At 73.2% G+C, this 22,320-nt stretch carries 17 protein-coding genes and 2 pseudogenes; 11 read left to right on the top strand and 8 right to left on the bottom strand.

Translation table 11 applies throughout. From position 1 onward, the window contains the following. The first annotated feature begins 24 nt into the window (after window positions 1-24). The gene (era, locus tag D476_RS0117310) at window positions 25-996 is read left to right on the top strand and encodes a GTPase Era (RefSeq protein ID WP_026123591.1); all 972 of its coding nucleotides are present in this window, start codon (window positions 25-27) and stop codon (window positions 994-996) included. 133 nt (window positions 997-1,129) lie between these two features. Further along, window positions 1,130-2,386 (top strand): MFS transporter, encoded by a 1,257-nt coding sequence (locus tag D476_RS0117305; protein WP_017625191.1) that lies wholly within the window; start codon window positions 1,130-1,132, stop codon window positions 2,384-2,386. 52 nt (window positions 2,387-2,438) lie between these two features. Here D476_RS0117305 and D476_RS0117300 read toward each other — a convergent pair whose 3' ends face one another. Both D476_RS0117300 and D476_RS0117295 read right to left on the bottom strand, forming a co-directional pair. Then, the gene (locus D476_RS0117300; RefSeq protein ID WP_017625190.1) at window positions 2,439-2,909 is read right to left on the bottom strand and encodes a hypothetical protein; all 471 of its coding nucleotides are present in this window, start codon (window positions 2,907-2,909) and stop codon (window positions 2,439-2,441) included. Window positions 2,910-2,922: 13 nt separating this feature from the next. After that, window positions 2,923-3,657 (bottom strand): IclR family transcriptional regulator, encoded by a 735-nt coding sequence (locus D476_RS0117295; protein WP_026123590.1) that lies wholly within the window; start codon window positions 3,655-3,657, stop codon window positions 2,923-2,925. A gap of 347 nt (window positions 3,658-4,004) precedes the next feature. Between D476_RS0117295 and D476_RS0117290 the strand changes: the two genes are divergently transcribed. Further along, window positions 4,005-5,243 (top strand): DUF6986 family protein, encoded by a 1,239-nt coding sequence (locus D476_RS0117290; protein ID WP_026123589.1) that lies wholly within the window; start codon window positions 4,005-4,007, stop codon window positions 5,241-5,243. 599 nt (window positions 5,244-5,842) lie between these two features. Further along, a complete protein-coding gene (gene allB, locus D476_RS0117285; protein WP_017625187.1) occupies window positions 5,843-7,186 on the top strand; it encodes an allantoinase AllB in 1,344 nt (447 codons plus the stop codon). A 220-nt stretch (window positions 7,187-7,406) separates the two neighbouring features. Here the strand turns inward: allB and D476_RS0117280 are convergent, their stop codons facing one another. The 5 genes from D476_RS0117280 to uraD all read right to left on the bottom strand — a co-directional run bounded on the left by D476_RS0117280 (window position 7,407) and on the right by uraD (window position 12,690). Next, window positions 7,407-8,906: a nucleobase:cation symporter-2 family protein gene (locus D476_RS0117280; protein WP_017625186.1), complete on the bottom strand. Its 1,500-nt coding sequence runs from the start codon at window positions 8,904-8,906 to the stop codon at window positions 7,407-7,409. A 157-nt stretch (window positions 8,907-9,063) separates the two neighbouring features. Continuing rightward, on the bottom strand, window positions 9,064-10,512 hold the full coding sequence (locus D476_RS0117275; protein ID WP_017625185.1) for a nucleobase:cation symporter-2 family protein: 1,449 nt from the start codon (window positions 10,510-10,512) through the stop codon (window positions 9,064-9,066). Window positions 10,513-10,727: 215 nt separating this feature from the next. Continuing rightward, window positions 10,728-11,624 carry a factor-independent urate hydroxylase gene (gene pucL, locus D476_RS0117270; RefSeq protein WP_017625184.1) on the bottom strand — a complete coding sequence of 299 codons (897 nt, stop codon included), beginning with the start codon at window positions 11,622-11,624 and terminating at the stop codon, window positions 10,728-10,730. 188 nt (window positions 11,625-11,812) lie between these two features. Continuing rightward, window positions 11,813-12,157 (bottom strand): hydroxyisourate hydrolase, encoded by a 345-nt coding sequence (gene uraH, locus D476_RS0117265; protein ID WP_026123588.1) that lies wholly within the window; start codon window positions 12,155-12,157, stop codon window positions 11,813-11,815. Beyond that, the gene (gene uraD, locus D476_RS0117260; protein ID WP_017625182.1) at window positions 12,154-12,690 is read right to left on the bottom strand and encodes a 2-oxo-4-hydroxy-4-carboxy-5-ureidoimidazoline decarboxylase; all 537 of its coding nucleotides are present in this window, start codon (window positions 12,688-12,690) and stop codon (window positions 12,154-12,156) included. The genes uraH and uraD overlap by 4 nt, the downstream gene beginning before the upstream one ends. 458 nt (window positions 12,691-13,148) lie before the next feature. Between uraD and D476_RS33620 the strand changes: the two are divergent. From D476_RS33620 to leuA, 4 genes and pseudogenes are all read left to right on the top strand, one after another. Further along, window positions 13,149-13,941: pseudogene (locus D476_RS33620) on the top strand (hydroxypyruvate isomerase family protein). Between the two features lie 43 nt (window positions 13,942-13,984). After that, complete coding sequence (locus D476_RS0117250) at window positions 13,985-14,878, top strand: 2-hydroxy-3-oxopropionate reductase (protein ID WP_017625179.1); 894 nt, start codon at window positions 13,985-13,987, stop codon at window positions 14,876-14,878. A 150-nt stretch (window positions 14,879-15,028) separates the two neighbouring features. Continuing rightward, window positions 15,029-16,744 (top strand): glyoxylate carboligase, encoded by a 1,716-nt coding sequence (gene gcl / locus D476_RS0117245; RefSeq protein WP_017625178.1) that lies wholly within the window; start codon window positions 15,029-15,031, stop codon window positions 16,742-16,744. Between the two features lie 386 nt (window positions 16,745-17,130). After that, window positions 17,131-18,843: a 2-isopropylmalate synthase gene (gene leuA, locus D476_RS0117240; protein ID WP_017625177.1), complete on the top strand. Its 1,713-nt coding sequence runs from the start codon at window positions 17,131-17,133 to the stop codon at window positions 18,841-18,843. 91 nt (window positions 18,844-18,934) lie between these two features. Here the strand turns inward: leuA and D476_RS0117235 are convergent, their stop codons facing one another. Then, window positions 18,935-19,729 (bottom strand): CAP domain-containing protein, encoded by a 795-nt coding sequence (locus tag D476_RS0117235; protein ID WP_017625176.1) that lies wholly within the window; start codon window positions 19,727-19,729, stop codon window positions 18,935-18,937. Between the two features lie 280 nt (window positions 19,730-20,009). On the opposite strand from D476_RS0117235, the gene recO reads away from it, so the two are divergent. From recO to D476_RS33615, 3 genes and pseudogenes are all read left to right on the top strand, one after another. Further along, window positions 20,010-20,738: a DNA repair protein RecO gene (recO, locus tag D476_RS0117230; RefSeq protein ID WP_017625175.1), complete on the top strand. Its 729-nt coding sequence runs from the start codon at window positions 20,010-20,012 to the stop codon at window positions 20,736-20,738. Beyond that, window positions 20,735-21,601 (top strand): isoprenyl transferase, encoded by an 867-nt coding sequence (locus D476_RS0117225; protein WP_017625174.1) that lies wholly within the window; start codon window positions 20,735-20,737, stop codon window positions 21,599-21,601. The genes recO and D476_RS0117225 overlap by 4 nt, the downstream gene beginning before the upstream one ends. Beyond that, a pseudogene (locus D476_RS33615) lies at window positions 21,598-22,320 on the top strand (SGNH/GDSL hydrolase family protein); the annotation flags it as partial. The gene D476_RS0117225 and the pseudogene D476_RS33615, both read left to right, overlap by 4 nt.

Raw genomic sequence — 22,320 nt, 5'->3', positions numbered from 1 at the left:
CGCACGATTCGAGACATGACGACCATGGACGAGCTCGACCTCGACAGACTCCGCGCCCCGCTGCCGGGCGCCACCGCCGTGCCCGAGGGGTTCCGCAGCGGCTTCGCGTGCTTCGTGGGCCGCCCCAACGTGGGCAAGTCGACCCTGATGAACGCGCTGGTGGGGCAGAAGGTCGCCATCACGAGCAACCGGCCGCAGACCACCCGGCGCACGGTGCGCGGCATCGTGCACCGCGAGGACGCCCAGCTCATCGTGGTCGACACGCCGGGGCTGCACAAGCCCCGCACCCTGCTGGGGGAGCGGCTGGACAGCCTGGTGCGCTCCACCCTGGTCGAGGTCGACACGATCGGGTTCTGCGTGCCCGCCGACGAGCCGATCGGCCGCGGGGACACCTACATCGCCCGCGAGCTGGCCGCCCAGCGCAACACCCCGGTGGTGGCCCTGGTCACCAAGGCCGACAAGGTCGACCGCAAGCGGGTGGCCGAGCAGCTCCTGGCCGTGCAGGAGCTGGGGGAGTGGGCCGACATCGTCCCGGTCTCGGCCGAGAGCGGCGAGAACCTTGAGGAGGCGGCGGGCGTGCTGTGCGCCCGCCTCCCGGAGGGGCCGCCGCTCTACCCCGACGGCGACTTGACCGACGAGCCGGACGAGATGCTGGTCGCCGAGCTGGTCCGGGAGGCCTCCCTGGAGGGCGTCCGCGACGAGCTGCCGCACTCCATCGCGGTCGTGGTCGACGAGATGACCGACCGCCCGAACACCGCCCCGGGCCGCGAGTTCACCGACATCTACGCCTCGCTGTACGTGGAGCGCTCCAGCCAGAAGGCCATCGTCATCGGCACCAAGGGGGCGCGCCTGCGGCACGTGGGCATCGAGGCCCGCCGCCAGATCGAGGCCCTCCTGGGCAGAAGGGTCTACCTGGACCTGAGGGTGAAGGTCGCCAAGGACTGGCAGCGCGACCCGAAGCAGCTCCGGCGCCTGGGCTTCGACCAGCAGACGTAGCGGCCCGAACAGCCCCGGCGGTAGGGCGGACGGGTGAGGCCGGAGCCAGGAACCTGCCGAGCCGACCAGCACCTGACCTGCCCCGCTCGAAAATGCCTTGCTCCCCGGGCTGTGTGCTCGTGACACTCGTCCGGTGAGCGAGTCGACCGGACCGAGCACCGGACTGAGCAGACGCCTCGTCCTCCTCCTGGCGGTCACCTGCGGGGTCGCCGTCGGCAACCTCTACTTCCCCCAGGCCGTCACCCCGCTGATCGCCGAAGGGCTGGGCGCGGCCCCCGAGTCCGCGGCCATGGCGGCGACCGCCGCCCAGCTCGGGTACTCGGCCGGCATCCTGCTGCTCGTCCCCCTCGGGGACCGGCTGCCCAACCGGCCCCTCATCTCCGGTCTCCTCGCCCTCACCGGGCTCTTCCTCCTCGCGGCCGGGCTCTCGCCCGCGCTTGGAGTGCTCGTGGCCGCGGGCGGGCTGGTCGGCACCGCCACCGTCGCCGCGCAGCTCATCGCCCCCATGGCCGCCGGGCTGGCCGCCGAGGACCGGCGCGGGCAGGTGATGGGCACGCTGCTCAGCGGGTCCATCGGGGGCATCCTGCTCGCCCGCGGCTTCGGCGGGGTGCTGGCCGACCACCTGGGCTGGCGCGCCCCGTACCTGGTGGCGGCGGTCGCGGTGCTCCTGCTCGCCGCCGTGCTCGCCCTCGTCCTCCCGGCCACCGCCCCCTCCACCCGCCGGTCCTACCCCTCCCTGGTCGGGGCGGCGCTGCGGCTCCTGCGCACCGAGCCGGACCTGCGCCGCTCCTGCCTCTACCAGGGATGCGTCTTCGGCGCCTTCTCCGCCGCCTGGACCGGTATGGCGCTGGTGGTGACCGGCCCCGTGTACGGGCTGAACGCCTCGACCGTCGGGGTGATGGCGCTGGTCGCGGGTGTCACGATGGTGCTGACCCCGGCAGCCGGGCGCTGGGTGGACCGGAGCGGCCCCGACGCGGTCGGGCTGGTCTGCATGCTCGGCGCGCTGGCCTCGGCCGGGGTGCTCGCCCTGGGGAGCGCGGGCGGCGCGGCCGGCCTCGCCGCCCTGACCGGCGGCATCCTGCTCCTCGACGTGGCCATGCAGTCCGGCATGGTGGCCAACCAGTCCCGGATCTTCGCCCTGCGCCCCGACGCCCGCAGCAGGATCAACACCGCCTACATGACCTGCGCCTTCCTCGGCGGGACCACCGGTTCCTGGCTCGGTGTGCAGGCCCACGCCCTGGTCGGCTGGCCGGGCGTGTGCGCGGTGGCGGCCCTGCTGTGCGCGACGGCGCTGGCGCGGCACCTGGTGCACCTTCGGGCCGGGCGCGGCGCAGGCCCGGTCCTTCCGGCGGACCAGGCGAGGGGCGAGGCCGCCGATCCCGGTGTCTGACGCGGGGCGGCGCGGCGGAGCCCCTCCAGGGGGCGCCGACGGCGCCCGCGGGTCACGCCGACCAGCCCTCGGTGCTGCGGTGTGCATCGAGCCCGGCGGCGGTGAACTCGTCGTGGTCCGCATCGGCGGTGACCCCGAGTTCGCGCAGAGCCCGGTGGACGGGGGTGCCTTCGGCCGGGACCGGTTCGTCGTCCCTCAGGTGCAGCGGCCCCAGGACGATGCTCCCGGCACGCCAGACGGCCGTGTTCTCCTCTCCGGCGCCGACGAAGTACTCGGATTCGAGGAAGGCGACCGTCCCGTTCCGCGACCATCCCGCCAGGAGCCGTTGGAGCCCGGCGGTGAGGGTCCAGAAACCGTGGGGCGGGGGTCCCGGGGCCCCGTCGAGCGCGGCCGGGAGAACGCGGTCCACCGGAAGGAGCGCCAGCCCTTGCCGGAGAGGCGAGATCCGGGCGGAGGGCAGCTCCGCGGCCGCCGCCGTGAGCAGACCGGCGTCGGCCACCACCGCCTTGAGGTCGTAGCCCAATTCCGCCCGCCCGTCAGCTCTGGTGGTTCAGATCCCCGGCCAGGGAGTGGGCCGTGCGCTGCACGATCGGCGCGGCCTTCTCCACGAAGTCCCAGCTCACCCGGGCCTCGGGCCCCGAGATGGACACCGCCATCATCGCCGGGCCGCCCTGCACCGGCACCGCCAGGCACCGGACGCCGATCTCCTGCTCGCCGTCGTCGATGGCGTAGCCGCGGTCGCGGATGCGCCCCATCTCGTCGGCGAAGTCCTCGGGCGTGGTGATGGTGCGGTCGGTCGCCGCGGGCATCCCGGTGCGGCGCACCGTCGCCAGCGCCTCGTCCGGGGGGAGCTGCGCCAGCAGCGCCTTGCCCACGCCCGCCGAGTGCGGCAGCACCCGCCGCCCGACCTCGGTGAACATCCGCATCGCGTGCGGCGAGGGGACCTGGGCGACGTAGACCACCTTGTCGCCGTCGAGCATGGCCAGGTTCGCGGTCTCGCCGAGCTCCTCCACGAGCTGGGCCAGGTGCGGGCGCGCCCAGGTGCCGAGCATCCGCGACGCGCTCTCGCCGAGCCCGATCAGCCGCGGCCCCAGCGCGTACCGCCGCGAGGGGAGCTGGCGCACGTACCCGTTGTCGACCAGGGTGCGGATGATCCGGTGGATCGTCGGCAGCGGCAGCCCCGAGGAGTCGGCCAACTGGCTCAGGGAGATCTCGCCCCCGGCGTCGGCCATGATCTCCAGCAGCGCGAACGCCCGGTCGAGGGACTGCACCCCGCCCGCGCGCGCCCGGGGGGCGCCGTCCGCGGCGCCGTCGATCGAGGTCTGTGACGTTGCCAAAGGTCTCAAGCTCCCATCGCGAGGATCGTGCGGTCTCATTCTGCGATACGGAAGTCGGCCGACGCCAACCGCGCGCCCGCTCACTCCCACCCCCCTCTTGTTGTTCCGAATTGTAGAAGTTAGTGTCCGCTATATAAAAGACCTAGGGGTGGGCGGATTGCCCGCGCCGCCCCCGGGGCACGCCCCGGGGGCACACAGCCACGCGATGAGGAGAGCGCCACGTGGGTGGACTGGAGCCGACGGAGGGTGAACGCTGGGTCGCCGGGGCCGGCCTGGAGGAGATGGGCGACGCCCTCGACGACCGCCTTTCGGCCGCCGACGCCCGGCTGCTGAGCCGGTACCCCGGCGACACCGGGCGCCGCCAGCCGGTGCACACCGTCTACATCCCCGCCGACCAGGTCCGGGCGGGCGTCTGCGACGAGTGGGGCGCCCAGGCCCTGGCCTCCCTCGACGCGTTCGCCCCCGACGCCGCGACCCTGGCCGAGGCCACCGGGATGGACCCCGGGGCGGTCGCCGGCGCGCTCCCCGCGGTGCGGGCCAAGCTCGCCGGGGAGCCGGTCGAGGACCTGCGCATCGACCTGGAGGACGGCTACGGCGACCGGGGCGACGAGCAGGAGGACCGCGACGTCGCCGCGGCCGTGCGCGCCGTGGCCGCCGACCTGTCCTCCGGCCGCGCCCCCGCCTACGTCGGCATCCGGATGAAGGGCATGGAGGCGGCCGGGCGCCGCCGCGGCATGCGCAGCCTGGCCATGTTCACCGGCGGCCTGCTGGAGGCGGCCGGGCGCCTGCCCGAGGGCTTCGTGTTCACCCTGCCCAAGATCACCTCCGTGGAGCAGGTCGAGGCCATGGTGTGGGCCGCCGAGCAGCTGGAGAAGCGGTTCGGGCTGCCCGCCGGGCGCCTCGGCTTCGAGCTGCAGATCGAGACCCCGCAGTCGGTCCTGTCCCCGGACGGCACCACCGCGGTGGCCCGCATGATCCACGCCGGGCAGGGCCGGGTCACCGCCTTGCACTACGGCACCTACGACTACAGCGCCGCCGTGGGCGTGACCGCCGCCTTCCAGAGCATGGCGCACCCGGCCGCCGACCACGCCAAGGCGGTCATGCAGCTCGCCGCCGCCGGGACCGGCGTGTGGCTGTCCGACGGCTCCACCAACATCCTGCCCGTCGGCTCCCGCGAGGAGGTGCACGCCGCCTGGCGCCTGCACGCCGGGCTCGTGCGGCGCTCCCTGGAGCGCGCCTACTACCAGGGCTGGGACATGCACCCGGCCCACCTGCCCACCCGCTACCTGGCGACGTTCGCCTTCTACCGGGAGGCCTTCGGCCCGGCCGCCGCCCGCCTCAAGGCCTACCTGTCGGAGAGCGGGGGCGGCGTCGCCGACGAGCCCGCCACCGCCCAGGCGCTCGCCTCGGCGCTGGTGCGCGGCTGCAACTGCGGCGCCCTCGCCGAGGACGAGGTGGCCGAGGCCACCGGCGTCGGGGCCGAGGTGCTGCGCGGCTTCGCCAACCGCCGGGTGGGCTAGGACGGCCATGGGAGGGACCGGTACCGCCGCTTCGGGCGGGGGACACGCATGGAGGCCCGGTCGCGGCCCCGCTGAGCCGGGGGCCGGACCGCAGGCCGCGCATGCGCCCGTGCCCCTGCCGTCGGGCGGCCCCGGAACCTCCCGCCGAACCGGCGCGTGCTCGGCGGACCGCCCCTGTACGGACGTAGACGGCCGCCTTCCCGCGCGCGCGTGCCGCGCCGCCGTCCGCGGCCGGACGGGCACCGCTCGGCGCGGAAGCACACTGGACGAGACGCTCGCGGGCTGCGCGCCCTGGGGGCTGTGCGCGTGGCGCTTCCAGCTCGCCACCTCGGGGGGAGCCCGGGCTCCGTAGCGCTGTCCTGCCCCGGCCTCCGGCCCCCGCCACGGCCATCCGCCCGCTCCCGGCCTTTGCGCCCGCAGGGCGGCAGGGGACGGGCACAAGCGTGCGCACCGCCGTGAGCGCCCTTGAGCATCCTTGCGCCCACCCCCGGGGGCCGACCGCGACGACCATGGACCGGTCGCACGGGTTCCCACCGGCCGCGTCGGCCGGGCCGAGCGGGAACGACCTGCGACGATGACGACAGAGACAATGGAGAACCATGTCTGGACACGAATTCGACCTCGTCCTGCGCGCCGACCGCGCCGTCACCCCTGAGGGGGAGCGCGCGGTGACCGTGGGCGTGCGCGACGGGCGCATCGCCGCCGTCGAGGACGCCGGCGCCGCCCTGGACGGCGCCCGCACCATCGACGTGGCCGAGGACGAGGTGCTGCTGCCCGGCCTCGTCGACAGCCACGTGCACGTCAACGAGCCCGGCCGCACCGAGTGGGAGGGCTTCGCCAGCGCCACCCGCGCCGCTGCCGCCGGAGGCGTCACCACCATCGTCGACATGCCGCTGAACAGCGTCCCGCCCACCACCACCGCCGAAGGGCTGCGCGTCAAGCGCGGGGTCGCCGAGGGCCAGGTCGCGGTGGACGTCGGCTTCTGGGGCGGCGCCGTGCCGGAGAACAGCGCCCCCGGCGCCACCGGCGAGCTGGCCGCCCTGCACGAGCGCGGCGTCTTCGGCTTCAAGGCCTTCCTCTCGCCCTCGGGCGTCGACGAGTTCGGCCACCTCACCCCCGACCTGTACCGCTCGGCCACCGCCGCCATCGGCGCCCTGGGCGGCCAGATCATCGTGCACGCCGAGGACCCGGGCCTGCTGGCCTCCGCGCCGCAGGCGCACGGCGCCGACTACGCCGACTTCCTCGCCTCGCGCCCCGACGAGGCCGAGCACGAGGCGATCCGGCTGGTCATCGAGACCGCCCGGCGCACCGGCACCCGCTCGCACATCCTGCACCTGTCCACGGCCACCGCCCTGCCGATGATCGAGAAGGCCCGCGCCGACGGGGTCCCGCTCACCGTGGAGACCTGCCCGCACTACCTGACCATCGCCGCGGAGGAGGTGCCCGCGGGCAACACCAGCTTCAAGTGCTGCCCGCCGATCCGCGGCGCCGCCAACCGGGACGCGCTGTGGCGGGCGCTGGCCGAGGGCACCATCGACTGCATCGTCAGCGACCACTCGCCGAGCACCGCCGACCTGAAGACCGACGACTTCGGCAGCGCCTGGGGCGGGGTGGCCGGGCTGCAGGTCGGCTTCCCGGCGGTGTGGACCGAGGCGGCCGGGCGCGGCCACTCCCTCGCCGACGTGGTGGCGTGGATGTCCGCCGGACCCGCGCGGGTGGCCGGGCTGCCCTCCAAGGGCGCCCTCGCGGTGGGCTCCGACGCCGATTTCGCGGTGGTGGCGCCCGAGGCCTCCACCACGATCGACGCCCGCACGCTCCAGCACAAGAACCCGGTGAGCGCCTACGACGGCCGGACGCTCAAGGGCGTCGTGCGCGCCACCTACCTGCGCGGGGACAAGGTCGACCTGGACAAGCCCGCGGGGCGCCTCCTGGACCGTCCCTGAGCGTCCAGCGCCGCTGGGGCGTACGGGAAGGCGCCGAGAGCCTTCCTCTGAGCCGCTGATGCGCCCCTGAGACGGCGAATGGGCCCGGGACACACGTCCCGGGCCCATTCACGTGCGGTCCCTCCACGGAGCGCCCACGGTGCCCAGCGCCCTCACGTCCCGGCGTCCGGGACGCTCCTGCGGCGGCCTCCGGAGCGGCGCTCCGGAGCCCCCGCCCCGCCTACTCGGTGTCCTTGGCCAGCTCCTCTCCCGGCCCGTGCGGATCGGGCGCCCGGTAGGCGGCGTCCGCCGACTCGGTGTACTTGGCCTCTCCCGGCCCCGCCGTGCGCAGCTCCCCGCCGTCGATCTCCGGGTGCGTCTGCGCCCTCGGCCTGCCGATGACGTTGAAGCAGATGTTCAACACGATCGCCACGAGCGCCGCGCCCACGATGCCCGAGTGCAGCACCAGCGCCACCTGGGGCGGGAAGCCTTCGTAGAACTCCGGCACCGCCATCGGGATGATGCCGAAGCCCAGCGACGTGGCCACCAGGATCAGGTTGAGGTTGTTGTCGAAGTCGACCTTGGCGAGCGTGCGCACGCCGCTGGCGGCCACCGAGCCGAACAGCACCAGCCCGGCCCCGCCCAGCACCGGCATGGGGATGGCGGCCACGACCCGGCCCAGCACCGGGAACAGCCCCAGCACGATCAGGATGCCCGCACCGGTGGCGACCACGTACCGGCTCCGGATCCTGGTCAGCGCCAGCAGCCCGATGTTCTGCGCGAACGAGCTGCCCGGGGTGGAGTTGAGCAGCGGACCGATGATCGAGGCGCTCACGTCCGCCCGCAGGCCCGCCGAGATGCGCTTGGCGTCCACCTTCGACCCGGTGATCTCGCCGACCGCGATGATGTGCGAGGCGCCCTCGGTGAGCACCACCAGCATGATCACGCACATCGTCAGGACGGCCGCCACGTCGAAGGCGGGCATCCCGAAGTGGAGCGGCGAGCCGAGCGCGAAGTAGGCGCCGTCGGGCACCGACCCGAAGTCGGTCTTGCCGAACGGCAGCGCGATCAGCGTCCCGGCGATGAGCCCCAGCAGGATGGAGACCCGGCCGAGCAGGCCGGGCAGCACCCGGGAGAACAACAGCACCAGCGCCAGGGTGGCCCCGGCCAGTGCCAGGTCGCCCATGGAGGGGTGGCCCGACTCGGCGCCGTCGACCACCCACCCGGCCGCCACCGGCATCAGCGACAGCCCGATGACGGTGATGATGCTCCCGGTCACCTGGGGCGGGAAGAACCGCACCAGGTGGCCGAAGAACGGGGTCAGGCAGAGGGCGAACACGCCGCCAACCAGTGAGGCGCCGAAGACCACCGGCAGCCCCTGCTCGGCGGCGATGGCGGTCATCGCCGACACCGGGACGAACGAGGAGGCGACGACGATGGGCAGCTGGGCGCCCATGCGCCAGGGGCCCAGGCTCTGCAGCAGGGTCGCGATGCCCGCGACCAGCAGCGCGCCGCTGACCAGGATGCCCAGGTCGGACGGGTCGAGCCCGGCGGCGCCGCCGATGACCAGCGCGGGGGCGACCGCGCCGGCGTACATGGTCAGGATGTGCTGCAGCCCGTAGAGCAGCAGCAGCTTCGGGGGGAGTCTCTCGTCTTCAGGGCGGTGGGGGGTGGCGGTGTCTCCCTCGGCTCCGGCTTTCGTTGTGGCCCGGGTGTCATGGTCCGGTTTTCCGAATCTCATGGCCAGTTTCCAGCCTTCGGTCTTGGGTTCGCACCGTCCCGAGGTGCGGGGCACTCCACCCTGGGGGACACCGTCCCGGGGTGCGGTCGAACCCGGTGTGTGGGAAGGGCGGGCGGCCCGGTCGCGCCCTGAGGTCCGGGGCCGCCCGGCCGGCGCGTCAGCCGCCCTCGGGGCGGGCCGACGGTGCGGTTGCCGGCGGTGCGGCGGGGGCGCCTGCGGACACCTCCGCCGCGCCGCCGCCGGGGACCTCGCCCCCGGCGGCGGAGGATTCGCGGCCGCGTCTGCCGCGGCCCAGGGTGAAGAGCATGTTCAGGCCGATCGCGACCGCGGAGGCCCCGACGATGCCCGAGTGCAGCACGGTCGCCGCCCAGCCCGGCAGCCCCTCGTAGAAGTGGGGGAAGAGCATCGGGGTGAGCCCGGCCGCCAGGGAGGCGCCCACGAGCACCAGGTTGAGCTGGTCGGTCAGGTCGGCCTCGGCGATGGTCTTGACGCCGCTGGCGGCCACGGTGCCGAACAGCACCAGCCCGGCCCCGCCCAGCACCGGCATGGGGATGGCGGCCACGAACCGCCCCAGCACCGGGAACAGGCCGAGCGCCACCAGCAGGGCGCCCGCCCAGGCCACGACGAACCGGCTGCGCACGCGGGTCATGGCGACCAGCCCGATGTTCTGGGCGAAGGAGGAGACGGGGAAGGTGTTCAGGACCGGGGCGAGCGTGGACGACAGCGCGCTGGCCCGGATGCCGTCGGAGATGCGGCGCCGGTCGATGCGGGCGCCGACGACGGCGCCCACGCCCATGATGTTGGCGGTCCCCTCGGTGAGTACCACGAGCATCACGATGCACATGGTGACGATCGCGGCGGGGTCGAAGGCGGGCATCCCGTAGTGGAAGGGCTCGGGCAGGGCGAACACCGGGCCGTCGAGCACCCGGGAGAAGTCCGTGCGGCCGAAGGCGGCGGCGACGGCGGTGCCCGCGGTCAGGCCGATGAGGATCGCGAACCGGCCCAGCACCCCGGGGACCCGGTTCAGCGCCAGGACCAGCGCCAGGGTCCCCAGGCCCAGGGCGAGGTCGGCGTTGGCGGGGGTGCCTCCCGTGCCGCCGTCGACGATCCAGCCGATCGCGACGGGGAACAGGGAGAGCCCGATGACGGTGACGATGGTCCCGGTGACGATGGGCGGGAAGAAGCGCACCAGGGACCCGAAGAACGGGGTGATCGCCAGGGCGAACAGGCCCGCGGCGAGGCTGGCGCCGAACACGGCGGGCAGCCCGCCGTCGGCGGCGATGGACTCCATGGCGCCGACCGGGACGAAGGTGGCGCCGACCACGATGGGCAGCTGCGAGCCCAGGCGCAGGCGGGGCGGGCCCAGCGTCTGCAGGAGGGTGGCCAGCCCGGCCAGCAGGGTGGTGGCGGCGATCATCACCGCGGTCTCGGCGGAGCCGAGCCCGGCGGCGGTGCCGATGATCAGCGGCGGGGTGATCAGACCCGCGTACATGGTCAGCAGGTGCTGCAGCCCGCCGACGACGTACTGGCCGATGCTCAGGCGCCGGTCTTCGGGGCGGGGTGAGGGGACGCCGCGGGCGTCCTCGCCGGATGGGTCGTTCGGCATGGGAGGTGACCTGTCCCGTGTGTCAATGACAGGTCGCGGCCTCGGGAGCGGGGCCGGCGGCCTGGATGCGGGTACGCGTGCGGGCCGCGGCGCCGGTCGGGCGGACCGGCGGGCGGCGGTGCGATTCGCGGTGGGGCGCCCGGCCCCTGTGCGGGGCCGGGACGCCGGACGGCGCCGCGGGCCCCGCGCAGGAGGCGGGGCCCGGCGCACGGGCCCTAAACGAAGCCGGGGACGGTCTCCCATGCGCGGCCGGCCTCGGGGGCGTCGTCGCGCTCGACGACGGCCTCGATCAGGCCGTAGGGGCGGTCGGCGGCGAAGAACACCTCGTTGGGGTTGTCCAGGCCGAACGGCGACAGGTCCACCAGGAAGTGGTGGTTGTTGGGCATGGAGAACTTGATCTCGGCGATCTCCGGGTGGGCCTCCAGGACGGCCTTGCCCATCGCGTAGAGGGTCTGCTGCAGCGCGAGGCTGTGCGTCTCGGCGAAGGCCTCCAGGGCGAGGGCCTTCACGGACGCATAGGTCTTGTCCCAGTCGAGGTCGGTGCCGATGGAGCGCCAGCGGGCGGTGACGTCGGTGGCCAGGATCCGGTCGTCGGTCTCGGCCAGGGTGGTGTACCTGGTCTTCGGGTAGCCGTGGAACTCCGACCCGGTCGACTTGAGCACGGTGAGCCCGGAGAAGCCGGACACCACCCACTCCTTCTCGCCGTCCTTGGTCACCACGGCGGTGCGCACCTCGGCGCCGGAGCGCACGAACGCGTGGTCGTGGGGGCCCTTGCCGGTGGAGATGCGCTCCCAGGAGTACTCCTCGACCTCCTGGCGCGCGCCGTGCACGTAGTCGTGCCCGTCGACGAAGTGGCGGGCCATCTTGAGGGCGAAGTCCTCGATGGCGCCGACGCCGCCCCATTCCTTGGCCTTGGCGTAGACCGTGTTCTTCTGGGTGTCGGTGGGAAGGCACGTGGCGTTGTCGCCTTCGGTGTGCACCGATTCCAGGTCGCCGCGGAGCTGGGAGCTGTAGTTGATGTCCTTGATGCTGTGCACCGGGGTCTCCCGGTTCACGTGCACCAGGCGGACCTCGGCCTTGCCGTACTGGTTGTCTCCGAGTCGGATGCCCATGTGGGTCGTCTCCTGATTTCTGTGCTCGAAACGCTTTTCACAGAAGTGCCGTTGCCGCTCGGGGCCCGCCTTTCGGGCCGGTGTCGGGGAAGGTGAGCGGGCGGCGTGCGACGAGGGAGGACCGCTGTGGTCATGCGGAAGGACCTGTCACCGCACTCGGATGGGAGGGTGCCTCTCCGGTTCTGCTGTCAGGACCCCCTGTAGGTCGAGAAGGCGAACGGGCTCAGCAGCAGCGGGACGTGGTAATGGGCGTCCTCGTCGGCCAGCTCGAACGCGATGGTGACGTCGGGGTAGAACCCCTTCTGCCCGGTGCGCCCGAAGTAGGCCGCGGTGTCGAAGACGACCCGGTAGGTCCCGGCGGCGAGCTGGTCGGGGCCCAGGTCGGGCACCCGGCCGTCCTCATTGGTGGTTCCGGCGGCGACGGTCTCGTAGGCCGACCGGTCGGCGTCGGCGGCGGCCTCGAGCCGGACCGGGACCCCCGCGGCGGGGCGGCCCAGGGCGGCGTCGAGGACGTGCGTGGTCACATGGCTCATGCGTCGTCCAGCACCTTTTCCACGCGCAGCAGCGCGATCTTGCGGAACTCCCCGCCCACGACCTCCTTCTCCCGCGCCGGGTCGTTGTCCAGGCGGGTCTTCAGGTCGGCGAGGAGGTCTTCGGGCGAGCGGCCGCTGGCGCACACCAGGTAGATGTGGCCGAACCGCTCCTCGTAGGCGGCGTTGGCGGCCTTGAATGCCTGCTCGGTGTCCTGCCCCCCGGCGGTGACCGCGGCCTGTTCGCCCCGGGACCACCGGGACTCGGTGTCCTTGCCGGAGGCCTTCTCGCCGATCCGGGGGTGGCGGGACAGGGCCGCGTCCACCTCGGCGGCGGTGAGCGGGCTGGCGTGCGCGTCGGCGGCGGCCAGCAGCGCCTCCCGGGTGGCGAAGGGCCGTTCGGCGTCGAGCGCCTCGACCCACCGGTCCACGTTCAGGCAGCGCGCGAACTCTTCGCGGAAGGCCGGCGAGGACAGCGCGTTGACCCGGTCGAGCCCCGGGTCCCCGGCGGCCCGGGGCGTCGGGGATTCGGGCATGGCGGCTCGCTTCCTTGTGTCGGTCCGGCCCGCGGGGCGGCGGGGCAGGGGCGTCCCTCGGCGGTGCCCGGCCGGGCTCCGCCCGGGCGCGCTCGGCCGGTGTGCGGCCGGTGGCTGGTGCGCGTTCACCCGCTGCTCCCCGCTCCGGCGAGCGGATTTCGTAGAGCAGAAACTCACTTTTACATCTCGGACTGTAGCCCCGGTCACAGTGGGGTTGTCAACACGGGTGCGGGACCGGACCGGCGCCGGGGCGCCTACGGGGCCCGTGACCACCGGTGTACCCGTCCGTGGGCCGTGTCATATGTGAGCTGTGTCCCATGGAGTGACCTTATGTGCGTGATGGGGCCAGGTGGGCGGATCGCCGAAGGGGAGTTGACAACCCCGGGTGCGGGACGCAGACTCGAATCATTCCTTCAAGTGAAAAGTACTTTCCACATTACGAAAGGGGAGGGCGCGACATGAGCCACTCGCTGCGCTACACGGTGAACTGCTCGCTGCTGTTCACCGAGCTGCCGCTCAACGAGCGTCCCGCCGCGGCCCGCGCGGCCGGCTTCGACGCCGTGGAGTTCTGGTGGCCCTTCGCGAGCCCCGTCCCGGCCGACCGCGAGGTCGACGCCTTCGTCCAGGCCATCGCCGACGCGGGCGTCCACCTGAGCGGCCTCAACTTCTTCGCCGGGGAGCTGCCCGGCCCCGACCGCGGGGTGCTCTCCCAGCCCTCCCGCGCCCAGGAGTTCCGCGACAACCTCGACGTCGTCGTCGGCATCGCCCGCCGCACCGGCACCAGGGCCTTCAACGCCCTCTACGGGCTGCGCCAGGACGGCGTCGACCCCGCCGAGCAGGACCGCGTCGCCCTGGAGTCGATCGTCGCCGCCGCCGAGGCCGTCGAGTCCGTCGACGGCACCGTCCTNGGTCAGCGGCTGGGAGGGGTACCCGGTGAAGACGGCCGCCGACGGCCTGGAAGTGGTCGGCAAGGCGCGCGCCGCCGGTGCGGCCAACACCGCCCTGCTGGCCGACTTCTTCCACCTGGCCGTCAACGGCGACGACGTGGCCGCCGCCGTGCGCGACCACGCCGCCGAGTTCGGGCACATCCAGATCGCCGACGCCCCCGGCCGCGGCGAGCCCGGCACCGGCGAGCTGCCCATCCAGGAGCTTCTCGCCGCCGCCCAGGTCGGCGGCTACGACGGCTACGTGGGCCTGGAGTACAAGCCGACCGTGCCCACCGCCGAGAGCTTCGGCTGGATCGGCCGCTGACCCGCCGCCCGCGCAGACCACAGACCCGGAAGGAAACAGCCACATGTCCCAGCCGCGCACCATCGCCTTCATCGGCCTCGGCATCATGGGCCTGCCCATGGCCGTCAACCTCGCCAAGGCCGGCTACGAGGTCACCGGATACAACCGCAGCCCCGAGAAGGCGCGGAAACTCGCCGAGCAGGGCGGCAAGGCGGCGTCCTCGGTCGCCGAGGCCGTCTCCGGCGCCGACGCCGTCATCACGATGGTCCCCGACTCCCCGGACGTCGAGGAGGTGCTGCTGGGCGAGGACGGCGTCTACGCCAACGCCCGCTCCGGCGCCCTGGTCATCGACATGAGCACCATCCGCCCGGACGTGGCCCGCGACGTGGCCGCCAAGGGCGCCGAGCGCGGCTTCCGGGTCCTGGACGCCCCGGTCAGCGGCGGCGAGGCCGGTGCCGTCGAGGCGAAGCTGTCCATCATGGTCGGCGGAGCCCAGGAGGACTTCGAGGCGGCCCGCCCGCTCTTCGACGTGCTGGGCACCACCCCGGTGCTGGTCGGCCCCTCGGGCGCCGGGCAGACCGTCAAGGCCGCCAACCAGCTCATCGTGGCCGGAAACATCCAGCTGGTCGCCGAGGCGCTGGTCTTCCTGGAGGCGCACGGCGTCGACACCGAGGAGGGCCTCAAGGTCCTCAACGGCGGCCTCGCGGGCAGCACCGTGATGACCCGCAAGGGCGGGGGCATGCGCAACCGGGAGTTCGCTCCGGGCTTCCGGATCGAGCTGCACGACAAGGACATGAAGATCGTGACGACCGCGGCCCGTGAGGCCGGTGTGTCGATCCCGCTGGGGGCGCTGGTGGCGCAGTTCGTGGGCGCCCTCAAGGCCCAGGGCCACGGCGGCCTGGACCACTCCGCGCTGCTGAAGCTCGTGGAGCAGCTCTCCGGCGAGAAGAAGCAGTAGGAAAAGGGTTCCCGCCGCGGGACGGCCGTGGACGGTTCGCGACTTACGTGTGTGTGCTCAGCGCGAACCGCCGAGGCCTGGGTGTTGGCCGCACCCTTGGTCCCGCAGGCGGGCCCATCGACCCCCCTAGCACTGAAGGGTTCACAGCAAATGGTACAGATGCCCGCGATGAACGCGGCCGTCGAGGTCCTGAAAGACGAGGGCGTCGACACCGCCTTCGGCTGCCCCGGCGCCGCGATCCTCCCCTTCTACAAGGCCCTCGAGCAGGTCGGAGGGATCGAGCACCTGACGGTCCGCCACGAGGAGGGCGCGACCCACATGGCCGACGGCTGGGCCCGCACCACCGGCAGGGTGGGCGTGGCCATCGGCACCTCCGGCCCGGCCGGGACCAACATGATCACCGGCCTGTACACCGCGATGGCCGACTCCATCCCGATCGTGTGCATCACCGGGCAGAACCGCACCGACCTGCTGGACAAGGAGGGCTTCCAGGCGGTCGACATCGTCGAGATCGCCAAGCCCGTCACCAAGTGGGCCGTGCAGATCAAGGAGCCCGGGACCGCCCCGTGGGTCTTCCGCGAGGCGTTCCGGATCGCCCGCGAGGGCCGCCCGGGGCCGGTGCTCATCGACATCCCGCTGGACGTCGCCCAGCAGGAGATCTCCTACGACCCCGCCATCGACGCCCCGCTGCCGGTCAACGACGTCGTCCCGCACCGCCCGCGGGTCGAGCGCGCGCTGGACATGCTGCTGGAGGCCGAGCGGCCGCTCATCCTCGCCGGCGGCGGCATCATCATCTCCGAGGCCTCCGAGGAGCTGACCGAGCTCGCCGAGCTGCTGCGGGTCCCCGTCCAGGTGACCCTCATGGGCAAGGGCTCCTTCGACGAGGACTCCGAGCTGTACGCGGGCATGACCGGCGTGCAGACCTCCCAGCGCTACGGCAACGCCTCCTTCCTGGAGTCGGACCTGGTACTGGCGGTGGGCGCGCGCTTCGCCGACCGGCACACCGGCGCCATCGACGTCTACCGGGGCGACCGGACGTTCATCCACGTCGACATCGAGGCCACCCAGCTGGGCCGGGTCTTCGAGCCCGACCTGGGCATCGTGTCCGACGCCAAGCTGTTCCTGCGCGAGCTCATCGACGCCGCCAGGAAGCGCTCCGCCAAGGCGCGGGTCGGCGCCTGGATCGAGCGGGTGGGCGAGCTCAAGCGGACCCTGGGCCGACGCGAGGACTTCGACAGCGTGCCGATCAAGGCCCCGCGCGTCTACAAGGAGATCAACGAGGTCTTCGGCGAGGACGCCTACTTCGTCACCGCCATCGGCCTCTACCAGATCTGGGGCGGCCAGCACCAGAAGGCCTACAAGCCGCGCCACTACCAGATCTGCGGCCAGGCGGGCCCGCTCGGCTGGGAGATCCCCGCGGCCATCGGCGTCAAGAAGGCGCTCAAGGAGACCGAGCCCGACGCCGAGGTGGTCGGCGTCGTCGGCGACTACGGGTTCCAGTACATGGTCGAGGAGCTGGCCGTCGCCGCCCAGTACGACGTGCCGTTCGTGATCATCATGCTCAACAACGAGTACCTGGGGCTGATCCGCCAGGCGGAGATCCCCTACGACATGAACTACCAGGTCGACATCCACTACGACGACCACGGCACGGACAGCGTCAAGATCATGGAGGCCTACGGGTGCTCCGGGCGCCGCGTCTTCGACCCGTCGGAGATCCGCGAGTCCATCGAGTGGGCCCGCAAGCAGGCCCAGTCCACCTCCCGGCCCGTGCTCGTGGAGATCATGATCGAGCGCGAGGCCAACACTCCGCACGGCCCGGCGATCGACGCCGTGAAGGAGTTCGAGCCCGCCCCTGAGGCATAGGGGCGCACGGGACGGGGGCGCGGCGGCCGCGGAGGCGGAAGGCCGCCCGCCCCTTCCAGACCGGTTGCGTCGGTGGCCGCTTGGCCGGGCCACCGCCGCACACCGGCACACGGCGGGGCGCATCGGTGGTCACTTGGCCGGATCACCGCGGCGCCCCGCCGCTTCCGTCTTCACCGGCGCCCCCCGGGAAACCCGGGAATCAGGGGGCCGTTCCTCACTCCGCGTCCACAGGTCTGCTACTGTGTCCAACGTTATGCTGCGCGAGCTGCTCCTCCTTAGCGGCCGCGGCGGGGGTCGCTAGAGGTCGACTCCCTCGCCGCGGGGCTTCGGCATGCTCTTGTCGGCCGTTTCGACACCGCGTGATCTTTTCCTGAGGAGCCTTTTCCATGGTGCCGCAGCAGCAGCCCAGTGGTATGCCTTTCCAGCGCTACACCCCCTTCACCCCGGTCGACCTGCCCGACCGCACCTGGCCTTCCAAGACCATCGACGCCGCGCCCCGCTGGCTGACGACCGACCTGCGCGACGGCAACCAGTCGCTGATCGAGCCGATGGACGCCGAGCGCAAGCACGAGATGTTCGACCTGCTGGTGCGCATGGGGTACAAGGAGATCGAGGTCGGCTTCCCCTCGGCCAGCCAGACCGACTTCGACTTCGTACGCGCCCTGATCGAGCAGGACCGCATCCCCGCCGATGTGCAGATCTCGGTGCTGACGCAGGCCCGCGAGGACCTGATCGAGCGCACCGTGCAGTCCCTGGTCGGCGCCGAGCGCGCCACCGTCCACCTGTACAACGCCACCGCCCCGATGTTCCGCCGCGTCGTCTTCGGCGTGGACCGCGAGGCCTGCAAGCAGATCGCCGTCGAGGGCACCCGCCACGTGATGCGTTTCGCCGAGAAGTACCTGGCGGACAGTGCGTACGTGGGCTACGAGTACTCGCCGGAGATCTTCATCGACACCGAGATGGACTTCGCCCTGGAGGTGTGCGAGGCCGTCATGGACGAGTGGGGGCCCGGCCCGGGGCGGGAGATCATCCTGAACCTGCCCGCCACCATCGAGCGCGCCACCCCCAACGTCTACGCCGACCAGATCGAGTGGATGAACCGGAACCTGTCCCGGCGCGAGCACGTGTGCCTGTCGGTGCACCCGCACAACGACCGCGGCACCGGCGTGGCCTCGGCCGAGCTGGCCGTGATGGCCGGGGCGGACCGGGTCGAGGGGTGCCTGTTCGGGCACGGCGAGCGCACCGGCAACGTCGACCTGGTCACTTTGGGCATGAACCTGTTCAGCCAGGGCGTGGACCCGATGGTGGACTTCTCCGACATCGACGAGGTGCGGCGCATCACCGAGCACTGCACCCAGCTGCCGGTGGCCCCGCGCCACCCCTACGGCGGCGACCTGGTCTACACGGCCTTCTCCGGCTCGCACCAAGACGCGATCAAGAAGGGCTTCACCGCCCTGGAGGCCGAGGCCCAGGCGGCCGGGGTGCCGGTGTCCGAGCACGCCTGGGGCGTGCCCTACCTGCCGATCGACCCCAAGGACGTGGGCCGCGACTACGAGGCGGTCATCCGGGTCAACAGCCAGTCCGGCAAGGGCGGGGTGGCCTACGTGCTGCAGCGCGACCACGCCCTGGACCTGCCGCGGCGGCTGCAGATCGAGTTCTCCCACGTCATCCAGGGCCACACCGACACCGAGGGCGGGGAGTTCAGCGCGGAGAAGATCTGGGAGGTCTTCCGCGACACCTACCTGTCCGAGGAGGGGCGCGCCGGGGTGCTGGCGCACCGCTCGCAGAACGGCGACGACGGGTACCGCATCGAGGCCGACGTGCGCCTGGACGGGCAGATCCGGGAGATCACCGGCACCGGGCAGGGGCCGCTGTCGGCCTTCTGCGACGCCCTGGCCCAGGTCGACGTGAAGGTCCGGGTGGTCGACTACGTCGAGCACGCGATGAGCGAGGGCAGCGACGCCCGCGCCGCCGCCTACGTCGAGGCCGAGGTGGACGGAACGGTGGTGTGGGGCGTGGGGGTGCACCACAACATCACCACCGCGTCGCTGAAGGCGGTGTGCAGCGCGGTCAACCGCGCCGCGGCGGCGCGCGAGTAGCGCCGGAGCACGAACGGAGGGCGCTTCGGGACCCGGTCCCGGGCGCCCTCCGGCGTTCGGGACCGCTCGGGCCGCCGCCGCGGCGCTCCCCTCAGGAGAAGCCGAAGTTCTGCGCCCAGTACCCGTCCGTCTCGCCGACGCCGACGGCCGTGAAGTCGCAGTTGAGGATGTTCTTGCGGTGGCCCTCGCTGTTCATCCAGCCGTCCATGACCGCTTCGGCCGACGTGTAGCCCGCCGCCACGTTCTCCCCGCCCCAGGCGGTGTACCCGGCCTCGGCGGCGCGCTCGGCGGGGCCGACGCCCTCCGGTGTGTCGTGCGACATGTAGTCGCGCCGCGCCATGTCCGTGCTGTGCTTCTGCGAGGCGTCGGTCAGCTTGGCGTCGACCCGCAACGGCCCGCACCCGGCGTCCGCGCGCTCGTCGTTGGCCAGCGACACCACCTCGCGGGTGAGCGCGGAGCCCGCGTCCTGGGCGCCGGAACCGCCACCGGGGCCGCCGGAGTCCCCGGACGAGGAGCCCGGCGCGCCGTCCCGGCGGTCGTCCCCGCCGTCTTCGGAGGGCTCTTCGGAGGCGCTCACGCTGTCCTTGCCGGAGGAGGCCGAGCCCGCGCCGCCGTCATCGCCCCCGGAGCCCTCGGCGCCGCCCCGACCGCCGGAGCCGCCCTGGGCACCCGCCCCGCCCTGCGCCCCTCCACCGTCCTCGGAGTCGGCGAAGAAGTCGTCGGCGGCGGGAGGGAGGCCGTCGTCGGCGCCGGTCCCGGCCGGGGAGCCGGAGCCGCCGCCGGGCATCGCGGCCTGCCATGCCGGGCCGGGGCCGCCCGCCGTGGCCAGCACCAGCGCCGCGGCGGTGCCCAGGCCGACCGGCAGGGCCAGCACGGTCGCCAGCATCACGCGCCGACCGGTGCGCGGCCCGCGCCCGGCCTCGGCCGATCGCCCGCGGCGGCGGGCCTCGCGCCGGTCGCGCGGGCCGTGCCTTCGGCGTCCTCGTCCCATCGGGTCCTCCCGTTACTCGGGTGGGAAGCGGGGTGTGCGCGTGATCGTAGAGCAATATGGCCGATTTGCCGATATGGCGGGGGTTGTCGCAGTTCGGCGGGGTGGCGCCGGGCCGAACCGGGCGGGGCGCCCCGCCCGGTTCGGCCCGGCGCCGCGTATCCGCGACAATGGGAAGGTGAGCCTTTACCGCGACGAGGGGGTCGTCCTCCGCACCCAGAAACTGGGGGAGGCCGACCGCATCGTGACCCTGCTGACCCGGCGCACCGGACTGGTGCGCGCGGTCGGCAAGGGGGTGCGCCGCACCAAGTCGCGCTTCGGGGCCCGGCTGGAGCCCTTCAGCCACGTCGACCTGCAGCTCTACACCGGCCGCACCCTCGACGTGATCACCCAGGCCGAGACGGTGCGCCCCTACGGTGAGCGCATCGTCGCCGACTACGCCCGCTACACCGCGGCCACCGCCATGCTGGAGACGGCCGAGAAGGTGGTGGCGGTCGAAAAGGACCCGGCGCTGCGCCAGTTCCTCCTGCTCATCGGCGCGCTGCGTACGCTGGGCGAGGGGGTGCACGAGCCGAGGCTGGTGCTCGACGCCTATCTGCTGCGGTCGCTGGCCGTGGCGGGGTACGCGCCCGCGCTGGGCGAGTGCGCCCGCTGCGGCGGCGCCGACCCGCGCGGGTTCGCCGTGCACGCCGGGGGAGCGGTGTGCGGGGTGTGCCGCCCGCACGGGTCGGTCCACCCCGCGCCGGAGAGCGTCGCGCTGATGGGCGCGCTGCTGGGCGGGGACTGGGAGGCGGCCGACGCCAGCGCGGAGCGGCACCGGAGCGAGTGCAGCGGCCTGGTCGCCGCCTACCTGCAGTGGCACCTCGAAAACGGAATCCGATCCCTGCGCCTAGTGGAGCGTTCGTGAGCCTGTTCAACCCGTCCGCGTCCAAGTCCGGCCGGGGCTATGAGCCCCCGTCGCCGCACCCCAGCGGGGCGCGTCCGCCGGTACTGCCCAAGGCCGTGGTCCCCAAACACGTCGCCATCGTCATGGACGGCAACGGCCGCTGGGCCAAGGAGCGCGGGCTGCCCCGCACCGAGGGGCACAAGGCGGGCGAGGGCTCCCTGTTCGACGTCATCGAGGGCGCCCTGGAGATGGGGATCCCCTACCTGTCGGCGTACGCCTTCTCCACCGAGAACTGGAAGCGCTCGCCCGAGGAGGTGCGCTTCCTCATGGGGTTCAACCGCGACGTCATCCGCCGCCGCCGCGACGAGCTGCACGCCATGGGCGTGCGCGTGCGCTGGGCCGGGCGGCGCGGACGGCTGTGGAAGAGCGTCATCTCCGAGCTGGAGGACGCCGAGGAGATGACCAAGGACAACACCGCGCTCACCCTGCAGTTCTGCGTGAACTACGGGGGGCGCGCCGAGATCGTCGACGCGGCGGCCGAGCTGGCCCGCGCCGCAGCCGAAGGGCGCATCGACCCGGCCAAGATCTCCGAGTCCGACTTCGCCGCCCGCCTGGACGAGCCGGGCGTACCCGACGTCGACATGTTCCTGCGGTCGTCGGGCGAGCAGCGGTTCTCCAACTTCCTGCTCTGGCAGTCGGCCTACGCCGAGTTCGTGTTCCTGGACACCCTCTGGCCCGACTTCGACCGGCGCCACCTGTGGCACGCCTGCGAGGTCTACGCCTCTCGGGACCGCCGCTACGGCGGTGCCGAGCCCAACCCGCTGCCCGGGCCCTCCGGGGCGGCCGACCGGGCACGCGCGGACCAGGGGGAGGCGGCCGAATGAGCGCGGCCGAGGAGGCCCACACGGCGGCCGACCTGCTCGCACGCACGCCGCTCACCTACGTGGCGGTGGGTGACAGCTTCACCGAGGGCGTCGGCGACCCGGGGCCGGACGGCGCCTACCGCGGCTGGGCCGACCGGTTCGCCGAGCACCTGGCCGAGGCGGTGCCGGAGGTGCGCTACGCCAACCTGGCGGTGCGCGGCAAGCTCATCCGGCAGATCATGACCGACCAGCTGCCCCGCGCGCTGGAGCTGGAGCCGGACCTGGTCACCCTGTGCGCGGGCGGCAACGACCTGCTGCGCCCCGGCGCCGACCCCGACGCCCTCGCCCGCATCCTTGAGCACGCCGTCCGGCGGCTGCGCGCCCAGGGCGCCGAGGTGGTGCTCTTCACCGGGGTGAACGTCTCCGGCGGGTACATGCGGGCCCGGATCGGCCACTTCGCGCGCTTCTATCTGAACATCCGCTCGATCGCCGACCGGCACGGCTGCCGTGTCGTCGACCAGTGGTCCATGGCGGCGCTGACCGACCCGCGCGCCTGGGACGACGACCGGCTGCACATGTCGCCCGAGGGGCACCGGCGCCTGGCGCTGAAGGTGTGCGAGGCCGTCGGCGTCCCGGCGGAGGGCTCCTGGAGCGAGCCCTGGCCCCCGGCGCCGCCCGCGGACGGGCGCGCCGAGGCCGCCCGGGAGAATTTGCGNCTGGGCGCGGGAGTTCCTGGTGCC

This window comes from Nocardiopsis chromatogenes YIM 90109, from assembly GCF_000341185.1.
GTDB lineage: Bacteria > Actinomycetota > Actinomycetes > Streptosporangiales > Streptosporangiaceae > Nocardiopsis_A > Nocardiopsis_A chromatogenes.
This window is presented reverse-complemented; position numbering and strand designations above follow the sequence as displayed.

What these genes read in the sequence shown, in the direction of transcription:
- era (WP_026123591.1), top strand. Translation starts at nt 25, where the DNA reads ATGGACGAGCTCGACCTCGACAGACTCCGCGCCCCGCTGCCGGGCGCC.
- D476_RS0117290 (WP_026123589.1), top strand. Translation starts at nt 4,005, where the DNA reads ATGGGCGACGCCCTCGACGACCGCCTTTCGGCCGCCGACGCCCGGCTG.
- allB (WP_017625187.1), top strand. Translation starts at nt 5,843, where the DNA reads ATGTCTGGACACGAATTCGACCTCGTCCTGCGCGCCGACCGCGCCGTC.
- D476_RS0117280 (WP_017625186.1), bottom strand. Translation starts at nt 8,906, where the DNA reads ATGAGATTCGGAAAACCGGACCATGACACCCGGGCCACAACGAAAGCC.
- D476_RS0117275 (WP_017625185.1), bottom strand. Translation starts at nt 10,512, where the DNA reads ATGCCGAACGACCCATCCGGCGAGGACGCCCGCGGCGTCCCCTCACCC.
- pucL (WP_017625184.1), bottom strand. Translation starts at nt 11,624, where the DNA reads ATGGGCATCCGACTCGGAGACAACCAGTACGGCAAGGCCGAGGTCCGC.
- uraH (WP_026123588.1), bottom strand. Translation starts at nt 12,157, where the DNA reads ATGAGCCATGTGACCACGCACGTCCTCGACGCCGCCCTGGGCCGCCCC.
- uraD (WP_017625182.1), bottom strand. Translation starts at nt 12,690, where the DNA reads ATGCCCGAATCCCCGACGCCCCGGGCCGCCGGGGACCCGGGGCTCGAC.
- D476_RS0117250 (WP_017625179.1), top strand. Translation starts at nt 13,985, where the DNA reads ATGTCCCAGCCGCGCACCATCGCCTTCATCGGCCTCGGCATCATGGGC.
- gcl (WP_017625178.1), top strand. Translation starts at nt 15,029, where the DNA reads ATGGTACAGATGCCCGCGATGAACGCGGCCGTCGAGGTCCTGAAAGAC.
- leuA (WP_017625177.1), top strand. Translation starts at nt 17,131, where the DNA reads ATGGTGCCGCAGCAGCAGCCCAGTGGTATGCCTTTCCAGCGCTACACC.
- D476_RS0117235 (WP_017625176.1), bottom strand. Translation starts at nt 19,729, where the DNA reads ATGCTGGCGACCGTGCTGGCCCTGCCGGTCGGCCTGGGCACCGCCGCG.